This window comes from Rhizobium binxianense, from assembly GCF_028994275.1.
In the GTDB taxonomy this organism is placed as follows: Bacteria; Pseudomonadota; Alphaproteobacteria; order Rhizobiales; family Rhizobiaceae; genus Rhizobium; species Rhizobium binxianense.
Genome location: NZ_CP118713.1, coordinates 2,936,993 through 2,959,394 on the forward strand (window position 1 = coordinate 2,936,993; position 22,402 = coordinate 2,959,394).

Here is a 22,402-nt window from a genome sequence, read left to right on the forward strand (position 1 = left end):
CCTCGCCCTTCGAGGCATCGCCCTATGGGCTCTCGGGCCTCAGCAGCGGCCTTGTCACGGCATCTCCACGCCGCTTATTCGGGCGCGGCTTCCTGCAACATCCCTTATCCTGAGGTGCGTAGGCCGAAGGCCGGAGCCTCGAAGGACACGCTCGACGCCGCTCCTGAACGCCCAGCCCTTCCCGCAAGCAGAAAGGGCCGTGCGGATTGCAATCACGCCGCCTTCGTCTTCGCCTTGCGCGCCAGATGCGCCACGACATTCTCGATCATCCGCATGCCGGCATCGCCGCCGAGCGTCATGATCGATTCCGGATGGAACTGCACCGCGGCGATCGGCTCCTTTTCGTGTTCGATACCCATGATCGTGCCGTCCTCGCTTTCCGCCGTGATGATGAACTCGCGCGGCAGCGTCGAGGGATCGGCGAAGATGGAGTGGTAGCGGCCGACCGTCACTTCCTTCGACAGGCCGGAGAAGACGATGCCCGGTTCCAGCACGCGGATGCGCGAGGGCTTGCCGTGCATCGGCAGGGCCAGATGGCGCAGTTCCCCGCCATAGGCTTCGGCAAGCGCCTGCAGACCGAGGCAGACGCCGAAGATCGGCAGGCTGCGCGCCCGCGCCTTCTTGATCGTCGCCTTGCAGTCGAAATCCTTGGGCGTTCCGGGTCCGGGCGACAGCACGACGAGGTCCGGATTCAGCCGATCGAAGATTTCCTCCGGCACCGGCGTGCGCACGGTCGAAACCGTCGCCCCCGTCTGGCGGAAATAATTGGCCAGCGTGTGAACGAAGCTGTCCTCATGGTCGACGAGCAGGATGCTGACGCCCTTGCCGACGCTTGCGACGTCGCGCTGGATCTTGCCGGAATTGCCCGTTTTGGCGTCGCGGATAGCAGAAAGCATGGCGGAGGCCTTCAGTTCTGTTTCAGCTTCTTCTTCCTCTGGAATGGAATCATTCAACAGCGTTGCACCGGCGCGCACCTCGGCGATGCCGTCCTTGATGCGCACGGTGCGCAGCGTCAGGCCGGTATTCATGTCGCCGTTGAAGCCGACCATGCCGATCGCCCCACCATACCATGCACGCGGGCTCTTTTCATGACTCTCGATGAAGCGCATCGCCCAGAGTTTTGGCGCGCCGGTAACGGTGACGGCCCAGGCGTGGCTGAGGAATCCGTCGAAGGCGTCCATATCGTCGCGCAGCCGCCCCTCGATATGGTCGACCGTGTGGATGAGGCGCGAATACATCTCGATTTGCCGACGGCCTATCACCTTGACCGAGCCCGGTTCGCATACACGGCTCTTGTCGTTGCGGTCGACGTCCGAGCACATGGTGAGTTCGGACTCGTCCTTCTTGGAGTTCAGAAGCTTCAGGATCTGCTCGCTGTCGGCGATCGGATCGTCGCCGCGCTTGATCGTGCCCGAGATCGGGCAGGTTTCGATGCGGCGGCCCGAAACGCGCACGAACATTTCGGGCGATGCGCCGACCAGGTATTCCTGATGGCCGAGATTGATGAAGAAGGAATAGGGCGACGGATTGATCGCCTTCAACCGTCTGGAGATGTCGGAAGGCTTGCTGTCGCAGCGCTCCATGAATTTCTGCCCCGGCACGACTTCGAAGAGGTCGCCCTTGCGGAAACTTTCCTTCGCCTTGGTGACGAGCTCGGCATATTCGCCCGGCCGGTGATCGCTCTTCGGCGGAATGGCGTCCGTGTGCTTGAAGGGTTCCGGTGCGATATCGCCTGCCTTGCCTTCGGTCGAGAGGCCGCCCTTCCCGAAGTCGTAGCGGTCGATCCAAGCCTTGGCGGCGTAATTGTCGACGACGAGGATCTCGTCCGGCAGGTAGAGCACCATGTCGCGCTGGTCCGCGGGCCGCGTCAGCTTCAGATCGATCGCGTCGAACTGAAAGGCAATGTCGTAGCCGAAGGCGCCGTAGAGCCCGAGGCTGGCATCCGCCTGCGAATAGAAGAGGTCGGTCACGGCACGCAGCACGGTGAAAACCGTCGGAATCTTCGAGCGCTCTTCCTCGGTGAACACCCGGTCCGGCACCTTGACGGAAAGGTCGAGGCGGCGGGCGGAGGAAGCGCCGAGCACCAGGTCGGACACCGTCTTCAGCCGTTCGGTCACAAAGCCGAGGATCACCTCGCCGCGTTCATTATAGGCCTCGATCCAGACGTCGCGCCCGAAGGAGGAGATGCCGAGCGGCGGATCGACGACCGCGGTATCCCAGCGCGTATAGCGGCCTGGATATTCGTAGTTCGACGAGAACACGGCGCCGCGGCGTTCGTCGAGCTTGTCGATATAGGAAGAGACCGCATCGCCGTAAGGGATTGCCCGCCGCTGCCGCGTGACGGATATGCCGCCCTTGGTCTCGTAGATTTCCGCACCATCATCCCGCAGGATCGTTACCATTGTTCCACTCCGTTATCGGGGCCCGGAAGACAGGCGGCGATAAAACAAAAAAGCCGCCTCGAAGTTTCGGGCGGCTCACTCGTCGTCGTCTTTGGACACGATTGGTCGAGGCCGCCTTAGCGAGCCCACCACCAAACAGCAATGTTCAAGGACTTGATCATGAGAAAAATTGTTAGCCTGAGATCAGCCGCCGCGCAAGAGGCGATTGCGGGATTGAAAAAGGGCGGCCCGAAAGCCACCCCATGCGATGTCGTCTGGGTTCATACCCTGGATCAAAAGATCTTGGTCAGCGAGATCTTGAAGGTGCGGCCGGGCTCGGAATACCATTCGCGCGGCTGCGTTGCTGTCGAGCTCAAGTTGACGTCGCGCACGGCGAGCGCATTGTAATATTCCTGGTCGAAGATGTTGTAGACGCCGGCCTGCACGCGCAGTCCCGGCACCTGCTCCGGCGTCCACCAGCCGGTTAGATCGACGACCGCGTAACCGGGCGCATCGAAGGTCGTGTCGGGCTTCGTGCCGACGGTATTCAGATGGTCGGTGAGCATGCCCGCCGAAAGCGTCGAGGAAACATCGAAGCCGAAGGCCTCGTTGCTCCAACCACCGCCAACGATCGCCTTGAATGGCGCCACCGAGCGCAGGCGCTGGGCGGTTTCCTCGTTCCTGCCATAGGCATAGGCAAGTGCTGCGTGCAGGTTGATGCCGTTGTCAAACGTCTTGTTGGCGCTCGCTTCGACACCCGAGATCCTCACACTGCTGACGTTGGCATAGTTGAACTCCGTGATGCCGGTGGAGGCGTTTACGCTCGTCTTCGTTTCAATGAAGTTGTGATAGCGGTTGTGGAAGAGCGCCAAGCGACCGTTGAAATCGCCTGTGTCGAAATTGGCGCCCATTTCGACACCGTAGCCGGTCTCGGGCTTCAGGTCGGGATTGCCGAGCTGGGCATAGTTGCCGCCCGCATTGTAGAAGCGACTATAGAGCTCGTCGACGGTCGGGGCGCGGAAGGCCGACGACAGCTGGGTGTAGAGCTGCACATCGGGTGTCAGTTCGTAGGTGGCGAGCACCTTCGGCGAAACATGCTGATCGCTGCGGTCGGACAGCGTACCGAACTTGGCAAGCGCCGGATTGCTGGCGAAACCGCCGCCCGTCGACGGATCATAGCTGAACCAGTCGAAACGAATGCCTGGCGTCAGCGCAAAATTCGTATCTGCGAATTCGATCTTGTCTTCGATCGACAGGCCGATGGTCTTGCTGTCGACGTCTGGTACTTCCGACTGGTTGTTGAGCGAAGGGCACGTCGTCGGCGTCGGGCAAAGCGCAGAGCTGTACTGGTTCCAGCCCGACGTCGTCGCTTCGAGGGTTGCCTTCACCGAATGGCGGACGTTCGAATATTCGAAGTCCTTGGTAACAGTGCCGTTGAAGCCCCAGGTCTTATTTTCGATCTCGTTGTTGCGGCCGTAGGCGACATTGGCCGACGTGCGTCCTTTGCTGCCCGACTCCTTCTTCAGATCCTGCCAATAGAGGGTGGCCCGGGCGCTGGTGAAGAATGCATCCGAAGACTGTGCTTCGTAATCGTAGTCGAGAGATACGCGATCGCGGTCGCGCAGTTCGCGGCCGTCATAATTGTCGGTCAGGAAGGTGCGGGGAGCAGCACCCTGGAGTTCGCGCAGGTCGGTCTTGAGATCGCGGCGGAACCGTTCCGCCGTCAGACCGATGCGATGACCGCCTTCCAATTCCTGGCGAAGCTTGAAGAGCAGGTTGTGCTGGTCGAAATCGGCGGGATCCGCCTCGGTGCGGAAACGACCGTAACTGTCGTTGTCGCCCATGTTGTCGCGTTCATGGCCCTTGCGGTAGCCGCCCTGAAACAGGATCGATATGCCGCCGATCTTCTTGGCGGCAGCGGCCGAACCGGAAAGGCTGCTGTCTTCGCTGTCATAAGTCCACTTGACGATCGCACCCCAGTCGCGGCCTTCAGGAATGATATCCTCCGGCTCCAGCGTATTGACGACGATCGCGCCGCCGAGCATTCCAGAGCCGCCCTTGCTCGAATCCGCGCCGCGCACGATATCGAGCGACGAGAGCGAGTTGAAATCGAACGTGTCGCCGCCGCCATTGGCGTTGGCCGGCGCAAACGCACCCTGGCGCGAACTGTTCGAGAGATAAGGGATCGGAATGCCGTCGACAACGGTCAGGATGCGTGCGCCGGAAAGGCCCCGCAGATTGACGCCGGCATCCCCGCGCGAGAAATTCACGCCGGGATCGACGCTGCGACCGAGATCTTCGAGATTGGTGATTTGTTTCTCGTCGAGCTGCTTGTCGGTGATCTCCGTCGCAAGCGGCGTGTCGGCGACGCTGCCCGGCGCCACGCGTTTGCCCTTGACGACGATCTTCTGCAGGACGGTGCTGTCTTCCGCGGCGGCTTGTGGTGCCGTTGCCGGAGCGCTTTGCGCAAAAGACTGCGAAACAGGAAGAACAACTGTGGCTGCCGTGCAGACCAAGAGAACTGAACGCCAATACCGGACGATCATAACCTACCCTCTCATGATGATTACCGGGCTGGCTGGTCGTGGCGCGGCGAACGCTCGAGGGGCTGGCTGGGCTTTGCGGATGAAGGCGCAGAACTTCGCCTTCTTTTCGCCGCATAAAAAACATGAGGAATTATGTCAAGATAAGGCAGAAGTTTATGTTGAATATTATATTCGAGTTTTAATGATCTTGCCGGACGTTGCGTAATTGCAACGAAAACCGCCACAATGCGTTATACCCCGGCGCTATCGATATGACGGAACCGGATGCGTTGAGAAAACTTTCGATACTGGCGATCTTCGCCGCTACCGCCTTTCTTGCCGGCGCCCGCCTGCCCCCGCACGGCCCCTTACCGCAAGCTCGACCGGACGCCGGGGATATGACAGCCCCCGCCCCGCTCCCCGAAAAGACCGAACCGCCGGCGCCGGATGATGTGCCCGCGCCTCAGCCGAAGCCTGATGTGAAGGAGCCGGAAGCGCCGGCGCCGGAGCAGCCGCCGGCGCCACCAACCGAACCGGCAAAGCCTGAACGGTCAAAGCCGGAGCCTGCAGAACCGATGCAAGGCCCGCCGCTACCCCCGGGCGGGCTTAAAAGCCCGCAGCCGCCGGCGGAAGACGACAAGCCACCTGCCGAGCAGACACTCGAAGAGCAGCATCTGACAATCGAACCCGAAAGCGATGCCGATCACGCCGAATGCACTGCGGCACTCCAGGCACTCGGCGTCGTCTTCAAGGACACACCGCGCATCGACGACGGCAACGGCTGCGGCATCGACAAGCCGATCATCGTCTCCGAACCCCTGCCCGGCATCAAGCTCAAGCCGGAGGCGACGATCCGCTGCCCGACAGCCCTTGCCCTCGCCCGCTGGATGAAGGAGAGCGTCATCCCCGCCGCCGCCGCCGCCCTGCCGGAACAGGGCCGCATCACATCAGTCAATCAGGCTACGGCCTATATGTGCCGCCTGCGCAACAACGGCGAAACCGGCAAGATCTCCGAACATGCCCGCGGCAACGCCATCGACATTGCAAGCTTCCATTTCGAAAAGGGCGAGGATGTCGCCGTCCGCTCCCGCCGCGAGGATCCGACGCTGACAGGCGCCTTCCAACGCACCGTCAGCGCCGCCGGCTGCCTCTATTTCACCACCGTCCTCGACCCCGAAAGCGACGCTGCCCACGAAACGCATTTCCACCTCGACGTGATCGAGCGGAAGGGCGGCTATCGTTATTGCCACTGATCATTCAGTGGCTGCGATCCTCGCTTGAACCATGCGCCGAAATAACCACATAGAGCTGCAAAATGGGTGGAGGGTCAGCGGCAAATGAAGATCATAGCGAACATCATCGCAGTTCTCCTGATCGTCGCTGTCGGCTTCATCTTTACCGGTCAATTGCATGTCTCTTTGTCATAGGAATGTTGTTCCTCGGCACGCTGCAAAGCCTTTTCATCTGGCTGTTTATCGATCCAGACTTTGAAAGGCGTCGGCAGCGCCATCTGGTCGAGCGCTTTGGTAAGCCGTCACCGGATCAGAACAACCCCTCGATATAACCCTGATCATTCAGGAAAATCCGCTCCGCCGAGGGCGATTTCGGCAGGCCGGGCATTGTCATGATCTCGCCGGTGATGGCGACGACGAAGCCGGCTCCCGCCGAAAGCCGCACTTCCCGCACGGTGACGATGTGGCCTTCCGGCGCGCCGCGCAGGCTCGGATCGGTGGAGAAGGAATATTGCGTCTTCGCCATGCAGACCGGCAGCTTGCCGTAGCCCTGCTCCTCCCATGTCTGCAATTGGTCGCGCACCGCCTTGTCGGCTGTCACTTCGCCGGCATGGTAGATCTTCGAGGCGACGATCTCGATCTTCTCGAACAACGAAATGTCGTCGCCATAGAGCGGCTGGAATTTCGCCTGTCCTGACTCGGCCAGTTCCACCACCTTATGCGCCAGCTCCTCAATGCCGGCCGAACCTTTAGCCCAATGTTGGCAGAGGATCGCCTCGGCGCCGAGCCTCGAGACAAATTCCTTCACCGCCGCGATCTCGGCATCGGTATCCGAGACAAATTGATTGATCGCCACGACGACGGGCACGCCGAAGCGGCGCACATTGGCGACGTGCCGGCCGAGATTGGCGCAGCCCTTCTTCAGCGCCGCGACGTTCTCCATGCCGAGATCCTCCTTCATCACCCCGCCATTCATCTTCAGCGCTCTTACGGTCGCGACGATGACGGCCGCATCCGGCTTCAGCCCGGCCTTGCGGCATTTGATGTTGAAGAATTTTTCAGCCCCGAGATCAGCCCCGAATCCCGCTTCGGTCACCACATAGTCGCCGAGCTTCAGCGCCGTCTTTGTCGCCGTCACCGAATTGCAGCCATGGGCGATGTTGGCGAAAGGCCCGCCATGCACGAAAGCCGGATTGTTCTCCAGCGTCTGCACAAGGTTCGGCTGCATCGCATCCTTCAACAGCACCGCCATGGCGCCGTCGGCTTTCAGATCGCGCGCATGCACCGGCGTCCTGTCGAAGCGGTAACCGATGATGATGTCACCGAGCCGTCGCTCGAGATCCTTGAGATCGGTGGCGAGGCAGAGGATCGCCATCACCTCGGAGGCGACGGTGATGTCGAAGCCGCCTTGGCGCGGAAAGCCGTTGGCGACGCCGCCGAGCGAGGAGACCATGCTCCTGAGCGCCCGGTCGTTCATATCCATCACCCGCCGCCAGGTGATGCGGCGGATGTCGATATTCTCTTCGTTGCCCCAGTAGATGTGATTATCGACCATCGCCGCCAGCAGATTATGCGCCGAGGTGATCGCATGGAAATCGCCGGTGAAATGCAGGTTGATGTCTTCCATCGGCACGACCTGCGCATAACCGCCGCCGGCCGCCCCGCCCTTGATACCGAAGCAGGGGCCGAGCGAAGCCTCGCGAATGCAGACGATGGCTTTCTTGCCGATCCGGTTCAGCCCGTCGCCGAGCCCGACGGTCGTCGTCGTCTTGCCCTCGCCGGCCGGCGTCGGGTTGATCGCGGTGACGAGGATCAGCTTGCCGTCCTTCTTGCCTGCCTGCGCGGCGATGAACTCGGCGCTGATCTTCGCCTTGTCGTGACCATAGGGAGCGAGTTGCTCGACCGGAATGCCGAGCTTCGCCCCGATCTCGACGATCGGTTTCTTGACCGCGGCGCGCGCGATTTCGATATCGGACCTGAGTGATGGCATAGATGTTCCCCGTCCCAACCTCCGCGGGAGCGGAGGCATTTGTTCTCCCTTCATCGGGATAGCGAAATATCGGCGAGGTGTGAATAGCGCTGCGCCTTGCGGCCGCCACGTCGGATGTTTATGTGGCGGGCAACGATCGCGGTTTTACAGGGTGAAGACATGAAAACACTGGAACTCATCATCGAGCGCATCATTCTGTCGAGCCGCTGGATCCTCGTCGCCTTCTATATCGGCCTGGTAGCGGCGCTCGCCGTCTACGCGGTTTCCTTCGGCTACAAGCTCCTGAAGATCGCTTCCAGCGTCTTCGCCCTCGACGAGGCGGAGATGATCCTTGCCATGCTCAGCCTGATCGATGCGGCCCTCGTCGCAAGCCTGATCGTCATGGTGATGATCTCGGGCTACGAGAATTTCGTCAGCCGTTTCGACGAGGCCAGTGAGGCTGGCGACGAGGTCTCCTTCCTCGGCAAGCTCGATTCAGGCAGCCTGAAGATCAAGGTCGCCTCCTCGATCGTCGCCATCTCCTCCATCCATCTACTGCAGGTCTTTCTCAATGCCGACAAATTTGCCGACGGCAAGATCATGTGGCTGACCCTGATGCACCTCGCTTTCGTCGCCTCCGCCGTCATGCTCGGCTTCCTGGAGAAGCTGATGAGCGTGACGTCGAAGAATGATTTGAAGGATAAGACTTAGAGGACGGCACAGAGGCGCCTTCGAAGGGTGAACAAGGCAACAGCCCGCCGCAATCGCCGAGCTGTGCTTCTTTCGTGTCCTGAGATCAATTGACCGAAGCAGCAGGCACGATCTTCGCCTCAGCTTTTCTGTGGCATCGAAGGCTTTCCTTCGCCTCCCGTCCACAGACATGCAAGCCGGGCTCTTCATCATCAGGGATGATACCATTGATGATGCCAAGCTCGAGCGCCTGAGTACGAAATATAGTCCCTCGCTCAATTGATGTCGTGAGCATCATCGTCTCGTATGCCTCGGCACTGACGCCCATCTCGTCGAAATAGGCGAAGAATTCCCTATATTCAGCCGCCGTAGGTCTGACGAGGCCGATAGAGGAATATCCGACAACCCGCGGCCTTCCTCCCATCAGGGCCAGAGTACAGGTCGAAAGGCAGGACGCACGGCCGGCAAAGACTTCGCCCTCGGTCGGTCCGTTTTCGGCGATGCCGGCTTTGCAACGCGGATCCAGCTTTGGACAATTCGGCAACTGCGTTCTGCCAATCGAGGTCTCCAGACCTGCAACACGGATCATCCGCCCCATCGCGAAAGCCGCCTCCATGTCCCCACCATTGGACTGAAAGACGACCGGCAGCTTTCTTCCGCCGAGCGTCTTCAGGATCGCCTCCAACCGCGCCGGCGTCTCCGGCGTGATGTCTCCATCCGCAGAAATCCACTGGGTGCACTCGTCCTGGCAGTTGCCATTGGACATCAGCAGAAAGTCCATCGGATGGGTGGTCGGCAGCTTCACGCTCGTGTCTGCGGTCACAGCCTGCGCGGGCGCCTCGGCCGCCGCAGGGGCTTCGACCGCCGGATGGCCGTGGCAGACGGCCTCGGCGGCTGCACCTGGCGCGCAGAGCGGCATGCCCGGCCACTCATTGTAAGCCAGCATGTCGGTGTTCAGCCCCATGCGAAGTGCATCTGTGGGCGGTACGATAGTGATGCGATCAGGAGGGGTACTCATCATCAAAGCGATCAGATCGGCACTGACGCCCATTTCCTTCAAATAGCCCGTCAGGGCAGCGGCGGCCTTCTTTCCAAGTTTAGTGGAACTGCTCTGCCCCGCGGATTTGCGTCCAACCTCCTTGCGGGAAATTTCCTTCTTCTTGCCATTCACGATCTTGTATTCGATGCGATAGGAGACACGCTCCCTCTTGTAGACGGTCGTGATCTGGTGGACGCCGATGAAAGCCCATTGCGACGAGACGCGCGAGGTGCCACCGGCGAAGGCCAGGGGACATGCGGAAAAACAGTATGCGCCATGCGAATAGGTGACGCCGACCGAGCTACCATCCTTTGCGATAGCGGCGGCGCAGCGCGTATCGTCCGCTGGGCAATCCTTCAGTCGCGTGCCTCCTACGGCTGTTTCCAGGCCGGCCTTGCGGATCATCCGGCCCATCGCATAGGCGGCATCTACCTCGCCACCTTCCGACAGGAAGACCACCGGCAATTTCCGATCCCCGATTTTCTTCAGAACTTTTCGAAGCTGGGTGGGAGTATCGGAGGTGATGCGCCCCTCTGCCGATATCCATTCAGGACAGTCTTCCATGCAGAGGAGGCTGCGTACGATGATGAAACGCATCGGCGGCTGCCCCGCCTGCTTCTTCTGCTCGGCAGCCTCCGAGATCGCGGCACCGATCGGCAAGCTCAAAAATAATAGGACAAGTAATATATGAGATAACAGATGCTTGCTAAAAATAAAAATTGGAAAGCGCACGATTAAATCGGCTCGGTCATACATGAGAATACGATTAGCAATTGCACCGAACCGCAGCAAGCCAGATTTCGATGACGATTACCGCCCGAGCTTTCTCCCGAAGTGATTCTCTTCCTATCCGCCATAGGCGAAACTCACAGTTATTCAGCCATGAAAGATGTTACCGATACCATAACGCTACTAACACCGACGACAACTCAACCATGGCGCGCGTAATTGTCACTAATTCTTCACAATTTGGATTAATCGGCTTGCACCAAGGCAATTGGGACTAGCATCCCACGGCATTTCTGTGTTTGATAGCGTTAACATTGGGGCTGCCGGGGGCGTACAAATGTCTTACATGACCACCTCTGAAAGACAGTCATTGCTTTCTTCAGAGCTTGCTGCTGCACGAACGCGCAGCCTGTTTGCGCAGGCGCTGGGCAGGGTCTCGACAGCCTTCGGATTGTCGCATGCGACGCTGATGCACGCCCCCGCTCCGGAAGACCTCCTGTTGAAACCCCTGCTGATCGAAAGTTCGCTCCCGGCCGCCTATATCAGGGAGTTCGACCGCGCCCACATGATGCGTGGCTGTCCTTTTGGCTTGCGGCTGAGGGAGTCCGCGGTCCCTCCGGTCTGGCACCTCAACGACGCCGTCAATGGTCAGGCTTTCCCGGCCGAACTGCGTGCCTTGATGCTGCGCCACGCCATACCGGCAGGCGTTGCCATGCCGACCATTGCGGCCGATGGCCAGCGCTTGGTCTTCTGGTTTTGCGGCGAGCGCGCCGCACTTGGCCAGAGCGAGGTCAACGAATTGGCAATGATCATTCTGCATGCACTCGATGCATACAATGCGGTCAAGCGCAATGAGGAATGCGCGCATAACGTGCTGTCGATCAGAGAGCTGGAAGTTGTGCGCTGGACCGCCCAGGGCAAGACCTCGATCGAAATTGGCCAGATCCTGACACTCTCGGACCATACGGTGAACGCCTATATGACGAACGCGATCAAAAAACTCGATTGCGTCAATCGTACCCAGTTGGTGGCCAAGGCAATTCGGTTGAAACTGATCAACTGAGGAATCGGAAGAGAGTCGGAACGTCGTCCCGTGATCCGAACAGCCCGTCATTGACAGGGCAGATCAATCCCGCCCCCACATCGGCATCACCGATGCGGACATCGTCCAGATGCAGCCTATCGCCTCTTCGGCCTCTGGCGCATCGACATAGAGACAGGACATTTCTTCGCAAGCGAGGATGTCCATACGATCTTCGGCCTCCCCTATAGCGATGGCCCCGTCAACCTGGCGGCGCTGATGTAGCGCATCCACGAGGAGGATCGCAGCCTGATCGCCCAGACCTTCGAAAAGGCGAGCCGTCACGGCGCCGGCTTCCATTTCGTCTATCGCGTCGAACAACCGGCTTGGCGGCTACAAGCTGGTGCGCAGCGTCGGCCGCTTTCGCGACGACGAAAGCGGCGGCGGCATCGTCGGCATCCCTTATGAGTTCGTCGAGAAACTGCGCGTCGTCGGCTTCGAGGACAATACGCTACCCCGCTAAGTCGAGAACCCTTTAGCGATCAAGCACCGACCGGATTTCCACCAGGTTCGAGCGCACTCTGAGAATATAGAAGCCCATCGTGGCGAGGTGGCTCGGCATGATCCAGCCGTCTTCGCGCCCGTTCGAGATGATCGCCGGCTGGATGCGCAGTGCCGCCTGGAACTGCCGCGTCGTGCCGCTCCAGACCGCTCCAAGATTGCGCTCCTGCACGACCTGCGAGAAATCCGCCTGCGCTGCGGCAAGGATGGCATAATAGCCGTAAAGCTGGCCGTAGGCGAACCAGAACCGGTCGTCAGCGCGTGTATCGAACCAGCCGCGATTGTGGTTTTCCGAGCGCTCGGCGAGCATGTCGGAGGTCCCGCCGAGATCGTTGGCGATGCGGTCTATGAACTGCATGAGATTGTCGGCGCGGCCGTCGAAAATAGCATTGCAGGCGGAAAGATCGGTGTTGAACTTACGCAGGCTGCCGATCGCCGAGCGGTAATAGGAGGGCGTCGGCGTTTTCGGCCCGAAGGGATTGAGCCCGAAATACCAGCTGTGTTCATCGAACTGAAGATTACCGCGCGCGCTCTGCAAATCGTTGTTGATGCCTGACGTGCCGCGCACGCGCCCGAGCGTATCGACGAGCTCCGCCGAAGTTCGCCGAACCGCCTGGTTGATGCCGCGCTGGAACGAGGCCTTGTTGTCGAGGAAGGGCGTGTGATCCCAGTCGATGCCGAAGAAGCCCATCTTGTAGAGCAGCATGGAAGAAATCCATGCGTTCTGGTTGACATTGAAATCGGTCAAATCGGCCACGACGTCGACGATGGCCGAGCGCTGGCAAGTTTTGGCAGCCGTGGTGCTGCTTCCCTCGGCGGCCGGCACTTCCTGGCCGGCGGCAACCTTGCGTTCCGAAAGCCGATACTGGTCGACGAAGGCGGTGTTGAAATTAGACCAGACCTGGGTCTGCCAGAAAAAATAGCCGTAAAGCACGACGAATAGCGCCACGAGCGCGATGACCGGCAGCCGGATCATCCAGCTCCGGCGCTGATACCAGCCGTGCGCGGCAAGGAAGGGCCAGAAGGCCCAGGCGGAAAACAAGCGAGCCCAGCGGCCGATCGTCTGGCCGATGAGCTTGAAAAAACCGGCTATCCGGTCAAGCATCGTCGTCTCCTGTCAGGCGAGGCGAACATCGGCACATCGCCGCCCCGCTGCATCCACATATGCGCTCGGTAGGCCGAGCACAACACGAGCCCTTCGATTTTTCCGAATGAAAGCATCGCGGAAAAGGTGCGAACCAGGCCCCGAGGCTCAGGAACGCAGAAAGGGCAGGCTGAAACGGAAGGACCTGGGCGCCGTGTCGATCAGCGGCGCTCCCGAAGTTTCCGGCGGTTCGGCATAGGCCGGGAACCTGCCGGCGAATTCGAGATCGGCGCGGCTCTTGCGCCGCTCCAGATCCTGGGCGACCAGCATGCCCTTCTCGAACAGCCTGATCGGGGCGGCGATATCGGGAAAGAGTTCCGGCTTGATTCGCATCTTCATGCCCGGCCGGTCGGTATCGACCTGCGCCTGGTAGATGATCAGCCGCTCCTCGACGTCGATCATCAGCTTGCGCAGCAGCACGTTGGAGGCGGCGATCCGGCCATTCAGCGAATCGACAAAGGACTGGAACAGGCCGATGAAACGCTCGCGCCGCTGACTGTCGTCGCGCATCTCGTGCTCCTCGGCGGAAATGCGCTCGGCTTCCGCCTTCAGCGCCCGCCGCTCCGCCTCCATTTGCTCCCAATGCGCCCTATTGCCGTAGACGCCGATGCGGCCCTGCGTCGTCAGCGCCTTGGCATTGAGTTCCCTCATCTTGAGGCGGGCGAGATCGATGGAATCGACCAGCCGGCGCCGTTGTTCGACGATGTCGACGAGACCGCGTTCGGCGGCCCTGTGCCGTTCGGTGATCGAAGCGCGCTGGCCGGCGATCAGCTTGGCGAGCGCGTCCGATTTCGTCAAAAGGTCGAGCAGCCGTTCGATGACGGGCGCCTCGCGCACGCGTTCGGTATACATGCGCCACATCCGCTGGCGCGACACCCAGCCGGCCATCTTCTCGCGCAGCGTCAGCCCCCGGAAACTGTCGAGATCGGCCGAAACCTCGGCCGTCAGCCGGTCGAGGGAAAAGACAAGACCGGCCTGCAGGGCGTCGAGCGCCGCAGTATCGGCGATATGGGCCTGGAAGCGAGCATTCTGTTCGAGGAAGACATCGTCGGCCGAACGTGCGTCATCGCCGTTGAAGGCGCTGATCGCAGCCACGCAATAGGCTCCGTCAGCCGCAATCCTCTCGGCAAGGCTGCCTGCAGCTTCGTATTGGCTGTCGAATGGCGGAGGTTTGCGCACCAGGCCTCTCCAGGGAATCTCGTGCTGCCCAAGCTAGAGCAATTCCGGGAAAAGTGCGAAGGGGTTTTCCGTCCGGAATGACGCAAACTAGAAAGCACATTGCTTGCCGCGCCAAAGAAAACAGGCGGCATGCGGCTTCAGACCGGCTCGGCGACCCAGGCCCCGTTCATCGCTTCATCCCAATGCCTGCGGCAGAGCGAGACATATTTCTCATTGCCGCCGACATCGATCTGCGCGCCTTCATGCAGCACTTTCCCCTCCGCGTCGAGCCGCACCACCATCGTCGCCTTACGCCCGCAATGGCAGATCGTGCGCACCTCGCGCATTTCGTCGGCGATCGCCAACAGCTCCTGCGAGGCCGGAAACAATTTGCCCTGGAAATCGGTTCTGAGCCCGTAGACCATCACAGGAATGCCGAGCCTGTCGACGACGCGGGCAAGCTGCCAGACATGGACAGGCGTCATGAAATGCGCCTCGTCGACGAAGATACAGGCGATCGGCGCCCCTTCTCCGCTCAGCGTCGCGATCAGCCGGAACAGGTCCTCGTGCGGCTCGAAAGGAATGGCGCTCGCCTCCAGCCCGATCCGCGAGCCGATGACGCCGCGGCCGGTGCGCTCGTCGAAAGCAGCAATCAGCTGCACCGTGCGCATGCCGCGCTCCTGGTAATTATAGGAGGCCTGCAGCAGCATCGTCGACTTGCCGGCGTTCATCGTCGAGTAGTTGAAATAGAGTTTTGCCATCCGATCTCTCCTTGATCGGTTTATTGAAAGCTCACAACGGCAAAGGAAAGCCCCCTGAAAGCGATAATCACAGGAATCCCAGCCCGAAAATCGCCGAGCGGTCGGAAAACAAGGCGCTGCGAAAAAACCGCCGACGTCGCAATCGCATGGGTCGATACGCCGCAAACGCACTGAGGTCGCTTGTCAAACTCGGCTATTGGTGGTTGGCTTGGGAACTTAAAGACTGGGAGTCTAAAATGAAAACAACAAGCACGTTCAAACTCGTTACTGCAACTGCCGTCGCCGCCCTCTCCGTTGCGACTACTGCTTTCGCCGCCGATCCCGACAGCTGCTCCACCGTCCATTTTTCGGACGTCGGCTGGACGGACATTACCGCCACCACCGCCACCGCGTCCGTCGTCCTGAAGAGCATCGGCTATCAGACCGATGTTAAGGTCCTTTCGGTGCCGGTCACCTACACTTCGCTGAAGAACAAGGACATCGACATCTTCCTCGGCAACTGGATGCCGACGCAGGAAAAGGATGTGCGTCCCTACCTCGACGACAAGTCGGTTGAATCCTTCGGCCCGAACCTTGTCGGCGCCAAGTACACGCTCGCCACCAACGCCAAGGGTGCCGAGCTCGGCATCAAGGACTTCAAGGACATCGCCGCCCATAAGGACGATCTCGACGGTAAGATCTACGGCATCGAGCCCGGCAATGACGGCAACCGTCTCGTCATGGACATGATCGAAAAGAACACCTTTGGCCTGAAGGATATGGAAGTCGTCGAGTCCTCCGAGCAGGGCATGCTCGCTCAGGTCGCGCGTGCCGACAAATCAGGCAAGCCTGTTGTCTTCCTCGGCTGGGAACCCCATCCGATGAACACCAACTTCAAGCTGACCTACCTCACCGGCGGTGATGATATCTTCGGTCCGGATTTCGGCGGCGCCACGGTCTACACCAATGTGCGGGCCGGTTACCTCGACGAATGCCCGAATGTCGGCGCGATGCTGAAGAACCTGACGTTCTCCCTCGACATGGAGAACCACATCATGGGCAAGATCCTCAACGACGGCAAGGAGCCGGAGGCTGCAGCTTCCGAATGGTTGAAGGCGAACCCCTCGGCGATCGAGCCCTGGCTCGCCGGCGTCAAGACCCGCGACGGCAAGGGCGACGCGCTGGCGGCTGCCAAGACCGGCCTCGGTCTCTGATGATATGAACGGGGCGGCTCGCCGCCCCGTTTTATTTTTGTCCGATTGTTGTTTTCTGGATAGGCGCGCCCCTTGAATTGGATCACCGAATTTAAGATTCCCGTTGGCCCCTGGGCCAAATCCTTCGTGGACTGGCTGACCTCGAACGGCGAATGGTTCTTCAACCAGATCGCCTTCCTGCTGTCGAGCGCCATAGACGGCCTGCTCTTCGTGCTGCAGAAGCCTCATCCGCTGATCGTCATCGCTGCCATCACCGCCATCGCCTTTTGGCTGCGCCGGTCGATCGCGGTCGCCGTCTTCACCTGTCTCGGGCTGCTGCTCATCGTGAACCAGGACTATTGGAAGGAAACGACGGAGACGCTCGCCCTCGTGCTTGCCGCCACCTTCGTCTGCATGGTGATCGGCATTCCGCTCGGGATTGCCGCCGCCCGCCGCCCTTGGGTCTATGCCGCCATGCGCCCGGTGCTCGATCTCATGCAGACCATCCCGACATTCGTCTATCTGATCCCGGCGCTGATCCTGTTCGGCCTCGGCATGGTGCCGGGGCTGATCGCGACCGTCATCTTCGCAATTCCCGCGCCGATCCGGCTGACGCGCCTCGGCATCATCTCGACGCCGCCGTCGCTTGTCGAAGCCGCCGTCGCCTTCGGCGCGACGCCGATACAGGTGCTGCGCAAGATCGAGCTTCCCTTCGCCACGCCGCAGATCATGGCGGGCCTCACCCAGACCATCATGCTGTCGCTATCGATGGTCGTCATCGCCGCACTTGTCGGCGCTCCCGGGCTTGGCGTGCCCGTCGTTCGTGCGCTGAACACCGTCAATATCGCCAAGGGTTTCGAGGCGGGTTTCTGCATCGTCATCCTGGCAATCATTCTCGACCGGATGTTCCGCACGGCGGGTGAAGGAGGCGCTGCATGACCGCGGTAAGCTTTAACAATGTCAGCATCATCTTCGGCGACCGGCCGGAAACAGCACTCGCCATGGTCGACCAGGGCAAAACGCGCGACGAAATCGGCGCCGCGACCGGGCTGGTGCTCGGCGTCGCCAATGCTTCGCTGACGATCGAGGAAGGCGAGATCCTGGTGTTGATGGGGCTGTCCGGCTCCGGCAAATCGACGTTGCTGCGCGCCGTCAATGGGCTCGCGCCCGTTGTACGCGGGGATGTCGCAGTCTCGGCGGCCACCGGCTCCGTCAACCCCTACAGATGCAATGCCAAAGCCTTGCGCGACCTGCGCACCCACACCGTCTCCATGGTGTTCCAGCAGTTCGCCCTCCTACCCTGGCGCACCGTCGCCGACAATGTCGGCTTCGGCCTCGAGCTCGCGGGTATGCCGGAGGCCGAACGCAAGGTCCGCGTCGGCGAGCAGCTTGAGCTCGTCAACTTGACGAAATGGGCGGACCGCAAGGTCAACGAACTCTCAGGCGGCATGCAGCAGCGTGTCGGGCTTGCCCGCGCCTTTGCCACCGGCGCCCCGATCCTGCTGATGGACGAGCCTTTCTCGGCCCTCGATCCATTGATCCGCACCCGCTTGCAGGACGAACTCCTGGAGTTCCAGCGGCGGCTGAAGAAGACCATCCTCTTCGTCAGCCACGATCTCGACGAAGCCTTCCGCATCGGCAACCGCATCGCCATCATGGAAGGCGGCCGCATCATCCAATGCGGAACGCCGCATGACATCGTCAAGAACCCAGCCGACCAGTATGTCGCGGATTTCGTGCAGAACCTTAATCCGATCAATATGCTGACGGCGGCCGACGTGATGCAGCCCGGCCTCGGCCAGACCGCCGCCGGCATGAGCGTCAGCGCCACGGCCCGCGCCGCGACCCCGCTCGTCGATGTGCTCGATGCCCTTGCTCGCCAGCCAGGCAGTATCGGCATCGTTGAGAACGGTGCGATCGTCGGCACCATCTCGGCACAGGATATCGTCGCCGGCCTTACCCGCCATCGCCGCAAGCAGGACGCTTGATGTTTTCAATCCGCTTTGCCACAAAGCGGATATGAAGGATCAGCCCTCGCCCCTACGCGAAACCGACGACGACGCCCGCAAACTCGGCCGCGTGCTTCTGCGCTCCGCGCGGCACGCGGCGATTGCCGTTCTCGACCCCGAGACCGGCTTCCCTTTCGCCAGCCGCGTGCTGGTCGCCACCGATATTGACGGCACCCCCGTCATCCTCGTTTCGAAGCTGTCGGCTCATACCAGGGCGCTCGCCAGGGACCCGCGCGCCTCACTGCTGGCCGGCGAGCCCGGCAAGGGCGATCCTCTGGCCCACCCCCGTCTGACGACTCAATGCCTGGCGGAACCGGTCGAGCGCGGCAACGCGTTCTATGAGCGTATCCGCACGCGTTTTCTCGCTCGTCACACCAAGGCGCAGCTTTATATCGATTTTCCTGATTTCCTCTTCTTCCGTCTCAAACCGGAACAGGCGAGCCTCAATGGCGGCTTCGGCCGTGCCTACCAACTCGACGGGCACGATCTCATCATCCAGTCGGCTGCGAATGAGGAGATTGCCGCCGGGGCGGCGGAGGCAGTGCGAGATTTAGTAGAACGCCACCCTGATGTGGCCGAGATGCTCGCCACCAGGTTAAACGCGCCAAAATCGGCTTCCTGGCGCATTTGTGGTATCGATTCCTCAGGTTTCGATCTCATTTCCGGTGATTTTCTGCTGCGATACGAATTCGAAACCCTCGCTGGGGATGCCGATCACATTTGTTCAAACATATCTAAAATAGCATACTCGATACCTTAAATTTAGGTATATACAATCTTCGATCCGAATTGCTAATTTTTAGGCGTGGGTGAAAATCGCGGCAGGCGGCCTGTGCCAACACACGTGATGTACGTTTCGCATTAGGAAGATAAATATGGAAACCACTGATTTGGCCGATCACACGAATGTGGCGGCAGCTTTATTGTCGGCCATGGCAAACCCCAAGAGATTGCTGATCCTGTGTAGCCTCGTGAAGGGCGAAGTGGCCGTCGGCGTGCTTGCAACGCAGGTCGGCCTCAGCCAGTCGGCTCTCTCTCAGCACCTGTCGAAACTGCGCGCTCAAAAGCTGGTCAAGACCCGCCGAGACGCACAAACCATCTATTATTCGAGCACCTCCGAGCCGGTCATGAAAATCTTGGCGACGCTCGAAGATATCTACCTCGTGCAGAGCAGGAATAGATCCGCCGCTTAATGATAGCGCTGACATGAATGTCGGCCTATGCCGTGCCGTAAGGGGATGTTCCCGGAGGCGTGGCAACGATATTTCAGCACGTGAACCTTATGGCACGACCGGCAAATTTGCGATTTGCCGGTCGTGCTTTTTGAAAGCCATAGTCTCTCTGCTCCCTTCACCGGAAGGAATTGCAGCATGACCGCGCCGAAGCGCTCGCCCGTGAACAGCCAGCAGCTTGAGCCTGCCGCCAAGAGGGCTTTCCGGACTTTTCCCGTTGACGACTCGGGAAGCGCTGATAATTTGACCGGGCAGTCAAAATATGGGCGTGAAGCCCACGGGAAAGGGCCGTCAGTGGCCAGGAGAACAGCATGTCCAACCGCCTCAACGCACCCAACGATCTTCGCGCCTTCTGGATGCCGTTTACGGCCAATCGCCAGTTCAAGAAGGAGCCGCGTTTGTTCGTCGGCGCCAAGGACATGTATTATACCACCCATGACGGCCGCCAGGTGCTGGATGGCACCGCCGGCCTGTGGTGTGTCAATGCCGGCCACTGCCGCCCGAAGATCACCGAGGCGATCCGCGAACAGGCAGGCGAGCTCGATTACGCACCGGCCTTCCAGCTTGGCCACCCCAAGGCCTTCGAACTGGCAAACCGCCTGGTCGACATCGCCCCCGAAGGCCTGAACCACGTTCTCTACACCAATTCCGGTTCCGAATCCGTGGAAACGGCCCTCAAGGTGGCGCTCGCCTATCACCGGGTGAAGGGCAATGGTTCACGCTTCCGCCTGATCGGCCGCGAGCGCGGTTATCATGGTGTCAATTTCGGCGGTATCTCCGTCGGCGGCATCGTCACCAACCGCAAGATGTTCGGCACGCTTCTGACCGGCGTCGATCACATGCCGCACACCCACCAGCCCGGCAAGAACAACTTCACCCGCGGCGAGCCCGAGCACGGCGGCGACATCGCCACCGAGCTGGAGCGTATCGTCACTTTGCATGACGCCTCCACCGTCGCCGCGGTCATCGTCGAGCCGGTGGCGGGCTCCACCGGCGTGTTGATCCCGCCGAAAGGCTACCTGCAGAAGCTGCGCGAGATCTGCACCAAACACGGCATCCTTCTGATTTTCGACGAGGTCATCACCGGCTTCGGCCGCCTCGGCGCCCCCTTTGCCGCGCAATATTACGACGTCAAGCCCGACATGATCACCGCCGCCAAGGGACTGACCAATGGCGTCATTCCGATGGGCGCCGTCTTCGTCACCTCCGAGATCCATGATGCCTTCATGAACGGCCCGGAGCACATGATCGAGTTCTTCCACGGCTACACCTATTCCGGCAACCCAATTGCCTCGGCTGCAGCCCTGGCGACCCTCGACACATACAAGGAAGAAGGCCTGCTGACCCGCGCCGCCGAGCTTTCTGATTACTGGGCCGACGCGCTGCATTCGCTGAAGGACTGCCCCAATGTCATCGACATCCGGAATACCGGCCTGATCGGCGCGATCGAACTCGATCCGATCGCCGGCGAGCCGACCAAGCGGGCCTTCACCGCTTTCCTGAAGGCCTATGAAAGCGGCCTGCTGATCCGCACCACCGGCGACATCATCGCCCTCTCCCCGCCGCTGATCATCGAGAAGCACCATATCGACGAGCTCTTCGGCAAACTGCGGACCATCCTGCAGAATAACATCTGAAATCGCTCAGAAAACTCCGCACAAACAGCCCGGGGGGACATCGTCCTTGCGGGCTTTTCTTTTCCGAAAGCGAAGAAGATTCACGTCACCGAGGCGACGGAAAGGCAGAGGGCGAATTTCTTCAGAAGCCGGCGATCGAAGTGCCCTTCGACGCCCAGCATCCATTTCAACGCATCGCCGGCACTCCATGGCGCCTTGTAGGGCCGCACCGAGGTAACGGCGTCATAAACATCGCAGATCGTGGCAATACGCGCATACAGGCTGACCGCACTGCCGGACAGCCCATGCGGATAGCCCTTGCCGTCGATACGTTCGTGGTGATTGAGGCAGACGTCGAGAACGATGTCCGACATGCCCTCCTGCCTCAACAGGATTGCGTGCCCCTGCTCCGGGTGCCTCCGCATCAGGATGATCTCATCCTCTTCCAGGCGCCCTTCCTTGGTGAGCACCTCCAGCGGAATTTCGAGCTTGCCGACATCATGCAACAACCCGGCAGTACCGAGCATCTGAACCGTAGTCTCATCAAGTCCGAGATGCCGGCTGAAAAGGATCATCAGCGCACTCACCGAAATCGAATGCAGGAACGTCACTTCGTCTTTTGATTTCAGACGCGTCACGCTCAGAAAAACGGAAGGGTTTTCATCCATCGACTTGGAGACGGAGGAAATCACCGGCGCTACCTGCTCGAAGGTGATTCCCTCGCCATTTTGCACCCGGCCGAAAACCTCCTCCAGCATCTGCACGGATTTCTGGACGGTTTCGCGCGCCGCCTTGCTATCGATCTCGATGTCACGCCCCGGGAGGCCATTGGTATCGAAGCCCTTGCTGGTGTTGATGACGACGACGGCAGTGGCGCATTTACGGATTTTTGCGGCGTCGAGCTCGCGACGAACGGAAAATCTGCGCTTGGACAAAAGCGGATCCTGCCACAGGCCCTCGATAGCCTCTACAAACATTCCGATACGCACCTGGCTGGCGTCGATACGCTTGAGCATTCAGATCTCTAGTCCCGATACGTCTCTAAGTTTGTGTAGCTTTCGTTTTCAGCGCAGCACTATTTGCGTGTCGCATGCTTCTACTACAATCCACCGAATTAACGGTTAATGCGAGAGATAGAGGGGGGCAGCATGAGCTCAGCTTTC

General features: G+C 60.3%; 18 protein-coding genes and 1 pseudogene. 11 read left to right on the top strand and 8 right to left on the bottom strand.

Translation table 11 applies throughout. From position 1 onward, the window contains the following. Positions 1-212: 212 nt before the first annotated feature. Complete coding sequence (locus PO860_RS14630) at positions 213-2,402, bottom strand: anthranilate synthase (RefSeq protein WP_273884322.1); 2,190 nt, start codon at positions 2,400-2,402, stop codon at positions 213-215. 272 nt (positions 2,403-2,674) lie between these two features. Continuing rightward, entirely contained in the window at positions 2,675-4,897 is a 2,223-nt protein-coding gene (locus PO860_RS14635) for a TonB-dependent hemoglobin/transferrin/lactoferrin family receptor (RefSeq protein WP_275032010.1), read from the bottom strand. On the opposite strand from PO860_RS14635, the gene PO860_RS14640 reads away from it, so the two are divergent. Together PO860_RS14640 and PO860_RS14645 are read left to right on the top strand one after the other, a co-directional pair. Continuing rightward, the gene (locus tag PO860_RS14640; RefSeq protein ID WP_272781926.1) at positions 4,878-5,132 is read left to right on the top strand and encodes a hypothetical protein; all 255 of its coding nucleotides are present in this window, start codon (positions 4,878-4,880) and stop codon (positions 5,130-5,132) included. The two genes, PO860_RS14635 and PO860_RS14640, sit on opposite strands and share 20 nt — an antisense overlap. Positions 5,133-5,178: 46 nt before the next feature. Further along, positions 5,179-6,159: an extensin-like domain-containing protein gene (locus PO860_RS14645; RefSeq protein ID WP_273884324.1), complete on the top strand. Its 981-nt coding sequence runs from the start codon at positions 5,179-5,181 to the stop codon at positions 6,157-6,159. Positions 6,160-6,448: 289 nt separating this feature from the next. Here the strand turns inward: PO860_RS14645 and PO860_RS14650 are convergent, their stop codons facing one another. Continuing rightward, positions 6,449-8,128 (bottom strand): formate--tetrahydrofolate ligase, encoded by a 1,680-nt coding sequence (locus PO860_RS14650; RefSeq protein WP_273884325.1) that lies wholly within the window; start codon positions 8,126-8,128, stop codon positions 6,449-6,451. A gap of 159 nt (positions 8,129-8,287) precedes the next feature. Between PO860_RS14650 and PO860_RS14655 the strand changes: the two genes are divergently transcribed. Next, a complete protein-coding gene (locus tag PO860_RS14655; protein ID WP_183607994.1) occupies positions 8,288-8,818 on the top strand; it encodes a TIGR00645 family protein in 531 nt (176 codons plus the stop codon). Between the two features lie 85 nt (positions 8,819-8,903). Here PO860_RS14655 and PO860_RS14660 read toward each other — a convergent pair whose 3' ends face one another. Beyond that, positions 8,904-10,592 (bottom strand): COG3904 family protein, encoded by a 1,689-nt coding sequence (locus PO860_RS14660; RefSeq protein ID WP_275038334.1) that lies wholly within the window; start codon positions 10,590-10,592, stop codon positions 8,904-8,906. A 310-nt stretch (positions 10,593-10,902) separates the two neighbouring features. On the opposite strand from PO860_RS14660, the gene PO860_RS14665 reads away from it, so the two are divergent. Both PO860_RS14665 and PO860_RS14670 read left to right on the top strand, forming a co-directional pair. Continuing rightward, the gene (locus tag PO860_RS14665) at positions 10,903-11,628 is read left to right on the top strand and encodes a helix-turn-helix transcriptional regulator (protein WP_183608349.1); all 726 of its coding nucleotides are present in this window, start codon (positions 10,903-10,905) and stop codon (positions 11,626-11,628) included. Between the two features lie 49 nt (positions 11,629-11,677). After that, a pseudogene (locus PO860_RS14670) lies at positions 11,678-12,109 on the top strand (PAS domain-containing protein). A gap of 12 nt (positions 12,110-12,121) precedes the next feature. Here the strand turns inward: PO860_RS14670 and PO860_RS14675 are convergent. The 3 genes from PO860_RS14675 to PO860_RS14685 all read right to left on the bottom strand — a co-directional run bounded on the left by PO860_RS14675 (position 12,122) and on the right by PO860_RS14685 (position 15,210). Beyond that, on the bottom strand, positions 12,122-13,252 hold the full coding sequence (locus PO860_RS14675) for a DUF2333 family protein (protein ID WP_273884326.1): 1,131 nt from the start codon (positions 13,250-13,252) through the stop codon (positions 12,122-12,124). A 147-nt stretch (positions 13,253-13,399) separates the two neighbouring features. Next, positions 13,400-14,470: a hypothetical protein gene (locus PO860_RS14680; RefSeq protein ID WP_183607992.1), complete on the bottom strand. Its 1,071-nt coding sequence runs from the start codon at positions 14,468-14,470 to the stop codon at positions 13,400-13,402. A 137-nt stretch (positions 14,471-14,607) separates the two neighbouring features. After that, on the bottom strand, positions 14,608-15,210 hold the full coding sequence (locus PO860_RS14685; protein ID WP_273884327.1) for a thymidine kinase: 603 nt from the start codon (positions 15,208-15,210) through the stop codon (positions 14,608-14,610). A gap of 236 nt (positions 15,211-15,446) precedes the next feature. Between PO860_RS14685 and PO860_RS14690 the strand changes: the two genes are divergently transcribed. The 6 genes from PO860_RS14690 (at position 15,447) to aptA (ending at position 21,260) form a co-directional block, all read left to right on the top strand. Then, on the top strand, positions 15,447-16,403 hold the full coding sequence (locus tag PO860_RS14690) for a choline ABC transporter substrate-binding protein (protein ID WP_275037880.1): 957 nt from the start codon (positions 15,447-15,449) through the stop codon (positions 16,401-16,403). 72 nt (positions 16,404-16,475) lie between these two features. Then, positions 16,476-17,321 carry a choline ABC transporter permease subunit gene (gene choW, locus PO860_RS14695; RefSeq protein WP_017961531.1) on the top strand — a complete coding sequence of 282 codons (846 nt, stop codon included), beginning with the start codon at positions 16,476-16,478 and terminating at the stop codon, positions 17,319-17,321. Then, the gene (gene choV, locus PO860_RS14700; protein WP_183607989.1) at positions 17,318-18,370 is read left to right on the top strand and encodes a choline ABC transporter ATP-binding protein; all 1,053 of its coding nucleotides are present in this window, start codon (positions 17,318-17,320) and stop codon (positions 18,368-18,370) included. The genes choW and choV overlap by 4 nt, the downstream gene beginning before the upstream one ends. 31 nt (positions 18,371-18,401) lie before the next feature. After that, complete coding sequence (locus PO860_RS14705; RefSeq protein WP_273884328.1) at positions 18,402-19,151, top strand: HugZ family pyridoxamine 5'-phosphate oxidase; 750 nt, start codon at positions 18,402-18,404, stop codon at positions 19,149-19,151. Between the two features lie 115 nt (positions 19,152-19,266). Then, positions 19,267-19,584 carry an ArsR/SmtB family transcription factor gene (locus PO860_RS14710; RefSeq protein ID WP_183607987.1) on the top strand — a complete coding sequence of 106 codons (318 nt, stop codon included), beginning with the start codon at positions 19,267-19,269 and terminating at the stop codon, positions 19,582-19,584. A gap of 350 nt (positions 19,585-19,934) precedes the next feature. Continuing rightward, positions 19,935-21,260: an omega-aminotransferase AptA gene (gene aptA, locus PO860_RS14715; RefSeq protein ID WP_018243099.1), complete on the top strand. Its 1,326-nt coding sequence runs from the start codon at positions 19,935-19,937 to the stop codon at positions 21,258-21,260. Positions 21,261-21,340: 80 nt separating this feature from the next. On the opposite strand, the gene PO860_RS14720 is transcribed toward aptA, so the two are convergent. Next, a complete protein-coding gene (locus PO860_RS14720) occupies positions 21,341-22,255 on the bottom strand; it encodes an HD-GYP domain-containing protein (protein WP_273881193.1) in 915 nt (304 codons plus the stop codon). Positions 22,256-22,402 lie beyond the last annotated feature (147 nt).